Source organism: Nocardiopsis halophila DSM 44494 (genome assembly GCF_000341245.1).
Taxonomy (GTDB): domain Bacteria; phylum Actinomycetota; class Actinomycetes; order Streptosporangiales; family Streptosporangiaceae; genus Nocardiopsis_A; species Nocardiopsis_A halophila.
Genome location: NZ_ANAD01000045.1, coordinates 1 through 5146 on the forward strand (window position 1 = coordinate 1; position 5146 = coordinate 5146).

The following is a 5146-nucleotide window of genomic DNA, read 5'->3' on the forward strand; positions in this document are numbered from 1 at the left end:
CCGCAGCTCATAGGCCACCAGCACCACCGCCACCGACAGCAGCGTCGCCAGCAGGGGAGTGCGCTGGTCCGGAAGCACCGCCATCGCGCCCAGCACCGCCACCAGCGCCACCAGCACCGCCCACGACAGGTACGGGAAGCCCCACATGCGGAACCGCAGCCGCTCGGGCTCCTCACGCCTCATCCGCGCCCCCATCACCAGCTGCGAGGCCACGATCACCAGGAACAGCACCAGCAGGATCGCGCCGATCGAGGCCACCAGGAACCCGAACACCGCATCGCCCCACAGGTAGTTGCCCACCACCGAGGCGTACCCCACGCACGTGCCCAGCAGGATCGCCCGCGCCGGAACACCCCGCCGGGTCACCGCCGCCAGCCCCCGCGGCGCATCCCCCTGCCGGGTCAGCACGTGCAGCATCCGCGAGGAGGTGTACAGCGCCGCGTTCAGCACGCTCAGCACGGCGATGAACACCACCACCTCCATCACCAGCGGCGCCGCCGGCACCCCCACCGTCTCCATCACCGACACGAAGGGGCTCTTGAGCAGCTCGGCGGTGTCCCAGGGCACCACCGCCACCACCACCAGGATCGAGGCGATGTAGAACAGCGCGATCCGCCACAGCACGTTGGTCGTGGCCCGCGCCACCCCCTGCTCGGGCTCGTCGCTCTCACCGGCGGCGATCGTCACGATCTCCACGCCCCCGAAGGAGAACAGCACCACCACCACGGCGGCCAGCACCGCCGCCCACCCGTTGGGCGCGAACCCGCCGTGCGCCCACAGGTTGGACAGCGTCACCCCCTCGCCCCCGCCGGGCCACAGCCCCAGCGCGTACAGGCCGCCCAGCACCAGGAACGCCACGATGGTGGCCACCTTGATCAGCGAGAACAGCGACTCGGTCTCCCCGAACACCCGGACCGAGATCAGGTTGGCCCCCGTCATCACCACCAGCAGCAGCAGCGACAGCAGCCACCCGTCCAAGGGCACCCACCCCGAGAGCATCGCCGCGCCGGCCACCGCCTCGGCCGCCACCAGCACCGAGTACATCCACCAGTACAGCCACCCGATGGCGAACCCGGCGCGCGGGCCCAGGGCCAGGCGCGCATAGTCGGAGAAGGAGCCGGAGGCCGGCCGCGCCACCACCATCTCGCCCAGCGCCCGCAGCGTCAGCAGCACCAGCGCACCGGCGATGGCATAGGAGACCACGGCCGCCGGCCCGGCGGCATGGATCACCGCACCCGAGCCGATGAACAGGCCGGCGCCCACAGAACCGCCGATGGCGATCATCGCCATATGGCGGGGGGGCGGGGTGTGCGCCAGGCCCGGCCTGCCCTTGCCCTGAGCGGAAGAGGTCGTCGTCGGCCCCGTTTCGGGGGAATCATCGTGCGAGGTCACAGCCCCCGAGGCTACGCCGTGCAGCCGCCCCGGCACCGCACCGGGGCCCCGCACCGGCCGACCCCGCACCCGAAAGTGACCAAGATCATCGCTCTGCGCCGCCCGGCGGCGCCGCGCCTCACCCCGGCGCGCCCGTGTCCCCCTCGCCGGGCCCGCGCAGCGGCCGCATCGCCTTCTCGGCCTCCTCCTCGGTCAGCACCCCGTTGCGGGCCGCCGACCGCAGCGTCTCCTTGGCCAGCAGGATGTGCTGGCGCGACCTGCCCCCGGGCCGCGTGATGCGCCCGTCCCGCCACAGCGGCTTGNNCGCCAGGTAGGCGTGGGCGTCGCTCATCCGCCCCTGGTCCAAAGCCGACAGAAGATCCTCGCGTGCGCTCATGGCCTCATCAACCGCCCCGTCGTCACCGACAGCGTCCCGGCGAAAGCGCGGACGCACCGTGCCCCCGCCAGAACCGAACGTAGCGACCCCGCACCCCCGCGCGCGGCCGAATCGGCCGAACCCGACGACATTTCCTCCCCTGGGACCACAGCGTTCACCCCCGCGCCGCCGAACCGACGCAGCCACGGAACCCCGCGGCGCACCGCAGACCGCACGGCGGGGCCGGGAGAGAGAACCCCCGGCCCCGCCGCCGTCCTCCGCCGATGGGCCGCGCCTAGGGAACCTGCTCCACCGCCACATCGGGCAGCCAGGACTCCCACGCCTTGGCCCCGTGGGCCACCACCACCGGCCACCCCCGGTACGCCGAACTCGCCCAGATCACATGGGCATCGGCGGGGGACAGGCCGGTGCCCTGCCACCGGGTGACCAGGTGCGCGACCGCCTCGGCCTCACCCCGCCCCAGGGCGCCGAAGGTGAACACCGGTGCGTCCAGGCGCCCCCGGGCCGCCTCCGCGCGCTCACCCGGAAGCCCGCTCAGCGCCTGCACCAGCGCCAACGCGGGCACGTGCAGGGGCACCACCTTGCGCTTGGCCACGCCCACCAGCGCCGACATGTACACCGACCCCTCCACCCACGACGAGATCGCCGAAGCCGTCAGGATCTTCCCGCCGATCACGCCGCCGCCCCATCCGGGCCGGCCTCACGGGGCCGGGACTCACCGGTGAGGCCCAGCGCCCATTCCATGGCGCGCTCGAACTCCTCCGGGTCGCGCTCGCGCGCCTGCTGCAGGTCCTGCTCGATGAGCACCCCCGCGTTCTCCTGCCGTCGGAGCTTGTCGGCCAAGGCCTCATTGACCACGGACGACACCGACCGCGCCTCGCCCGCCTCCACCGCCTGCTCCGCCCACGCCAGAAGCTCAGGGTCCAACGTCACCGTCACGCGCTTCTTCACCTCGCTCATACTTTCATCATACTTACTCGTCCGCCCAAGACCCTGGAAACCGGCCGGGCAGACGACGCGAAGCTACCGCCTCCCCACCCCCACCTCAGGAAAACCACCGACACCGCCACCGACACACCAAAAAAGAGGCGGCCCGAAAGCCGCCCCTCACCACGAAACCGCAGCCGCGCACCTCACCCCGACGCCGGCCCCTCCAGCACACGCGCCTGCCCCTCACCGCCCTCCACCGGACGACGCCCCTCCCGAACCGACACCACATCGGCCGCATCCGCCACCAACCGCGAGAAATTCAACGGCTGATCCAGACTCACCATGTGCCCCGCTCGCGGAACGTTCACCAACCGCCCCTGCGCACACGCGTCCATGAACCGCTTCTCATGAATCCGGAAATGATCCCGCGCACCGTTCACCAACCACACCGGCCCCGGATACGCCCCCAACGCCCCCAACACGTCCATGTCCGCGATCTCATCGATCACCGACCGCGCCGCCTCCATCGCCAGACCACCGCCCAGCACCGCCTCGGCCCCCTCACCGCGCAGCGTCAACCGATGGAACCGCTCGTTCACCGACTCGCCCTTGTCCGGCAGCACATCCAGCAACGCCGTCGGAATCCGGTACACCTGCGCCAACGACTGCGCCGGCCGCGCCGTACAGCTGGCCGCCACCAACCCGGCCACCCGCCCCGGACTCGCCGCCGCGGCCGCGATCGACACAAACCCCCCCAGACTCAACCCCACCAGCAGCGCACGGCCCCCCACACCGTCCACCGCATCCAGCACCGCATCCACCGCACGCCCCAGCGAGAACTCCTCACCCCGACGCTCACCGTGCCCCGGAAGATCCGGCGCCACCACCCGGCGCCCCTCCTCCCGCAAGTGCTCCACCTGCGGACGCCACATGCTCCCCGACACCCGCAACCCGTGCACCAACACGATCGCAACGCCCATGCCGACATCCCATCCCTTCGAACGGCCCGCACTCAGCAATAGGACACCGTCACCGGCGCATGGTCCGACCAACGCGCATCATGCGAGGCCGCACGCTCCACACACGCCCGCTCCGCCCGCGCCGCCAGCCCCGGCGTGGCCACCTGGTAATCGATCCTCCACCCCGCATCGTTGTCGAAAGCCCGCCCCCGGTACGACCACCACGAGTACGGGCCCTCCACACCCGGATGCAAAGCCCTCACCACATCCACATACCCCGCCTCGTCGAACACCCGCGACAACCACGCCCGCTCCTCGGGCAGAAACCCCGAACTGCGCCGATTGCCCCGCCAGTTCTTCAGATCCGCCTCCCGATGCGCGATGTTCCAGTCACCGCACACCACCAGCTCACGCCCGGCAGCCTCCACCTCGGCCCGCCGCCGCACCAGATACGGCCAGAACGCCTCCATGAACCGCTCCTTCTCCGCCTGCCGCTCCGTACCCACCTCACCCGAGGGCAGATACAGGCTCCCCACCGAAACCGCCCCCACGTCCACCTCCACATACCGGCCCGACCCGGCGAACTCCTCCGCGCCGAACCCCACCCGCACCGCATCGGGATCCGCACGCGAGTACACCGCCACCCCCGCACGCCCCTTCACCGCCCCCGGCGCCAGCACCACATGCCACCCCTGCGGAGCCGCCACCTCGGCCGGCAGCTGCTCGGCCAACGCCCGCACCTCCTGCAGACACACCACATCGGCCCCCGAAGCACCCAGCCACTCCGAGAACCCCTTGCGCGCCGCCGCCCGCAACCCGTTCACATTCACCGTCGAAATCACCGAAGACACGGCCCCACACCCTAGTGCGCCCCCTCCGCGGCACCCGCACCCTCCGACAACCGCCGCAGGACCCCATAGGTCCGGTTCGACCGCGCCGCCTCCCGCTGCGCCGACGCCGTCACATCGATATAGGACTGCGACGACGTCAACGACGTATGCCCCAGCAACCGCATGATCTCGGTGACCGACGCCCCGTCCTCGGCCAACCGCGTGGCGAAGGTGTGCCGCAGCGCATGCACCAGCGTCCCCCGCGCCACCCGGTCGTTCACCCCCGCATGCTTGTAGCACTGCCGCACCAGGTACTGCAGACCGCCCCGGCGCAGCCCCTCGCCCCGGTTGTCCACCAGCAGCGGATCCCCGCCCCGCACCCGCACCCCGAACCGCGCCTCGCGCGAAGCCAGATAGGCCTCCAACAACGCCTCCAACGGCGGCTCGATCGGCAGCGACCGCGTCCGGCCCCCCTTGCCCACCACCCGCACCCGCCGCTCACCCGGACGACCGCCCACCGACTCCACCCGCAGCCCCAGCATCTCCGCCGACCGCAACCCCGTCAGCAGAGCCAGCGCCATCACCGCCATGTCCCGCTCCGGCCACGGATCCCGCGCCCGACGGCACCCCGCCGCCAACGCCTCCAGCAACCGCTCCGG

At 71.7% G+C, this 5146-nt stretch carries 6 protein-coding genes; all 6 read right to left on the bottom strand.

Translation table 11 applies throughout. The features are described from left to right. Positions 1-1290 (bottom strand): amino acid permease (locus D450_RS0105685; protein WP_039820170.1); only part of this gene is annotated, 1290 nt, incomplete at its 3' end. Between the two features lie 752 nt (positions 1291-2042). Continuing rightward, positions 2043-2444, bottom strand: a complete 402-nt coding sequence (locus tag D450_RS0105695) for a hypothetical protein (protein WP_017537714.1) — start codon at positions 2442-2444, stop codon at positions 2043-2045. Continuing rightward, positions 2441-2728, bottom strand: a complete 288-nt coding sequence (locus D450_RS0105700) for a ribbon-helix-helix domain-containing protein (RefSeq protein ID WP_017537715.1) — start codon at positions 2726-2728, stop codon at positions 2441-2443. Before D450_RS0105700 ends, D450_RS0105695 begins: the two co-directional genes overlap by 4 nt. Before the next feature lie 173 nt (positions 2729-2901). Further along, the gene (locus D450_RS0105705; RefSeq protein ID WP_017537716.1) at positions 2902-3678 is read right to left on the bottom strand and encodes an alpha/beta fold hydrolase; all 777 of its coding nucleotides are present in this window, start codon (positions 3676-3678) and stop codon (positions 2902-2904) included. A gap of 32 nt (positions 3679-3710) precedes the next feature. Then, positions 3711-4499: an exodeoxyribonuclease III gene (locus D450_RS0105710; RefSeq protein WP_017537717.1), complete on the bottom strand. Its 789-nt coding sequence runs from the start codon at positions 4497-4499 to the stop codon at positions 3711-3713. Positions 4500-4519: 20 nt separating this feature from the next. After that, the coding region (locus tag D450_RS0105715; RefSeq protein ID WP_017537718.1) for a tyrosine-type recombinase/integrase at positions 4520-5146 on the bottom strand (627 nt) is incomplete at its 5' end.

Coding starts and splice junctions, on each gene's coding strand:
- D450_RS0105700 (WP_017537715.1), bottom strand. CDS start 2,728: ATGAGCGAGGTGAAGAAGCGCGTGACGGTGACGTTGGACCCTGAGCTT.
- D450_RS0105705 (WP_017537716.1), bottom strand. CDS start 3,678: ATGGGCGTTGCGATCGTGTTGGTGCACGGGTTGCGGGTGTCGGGGAGC.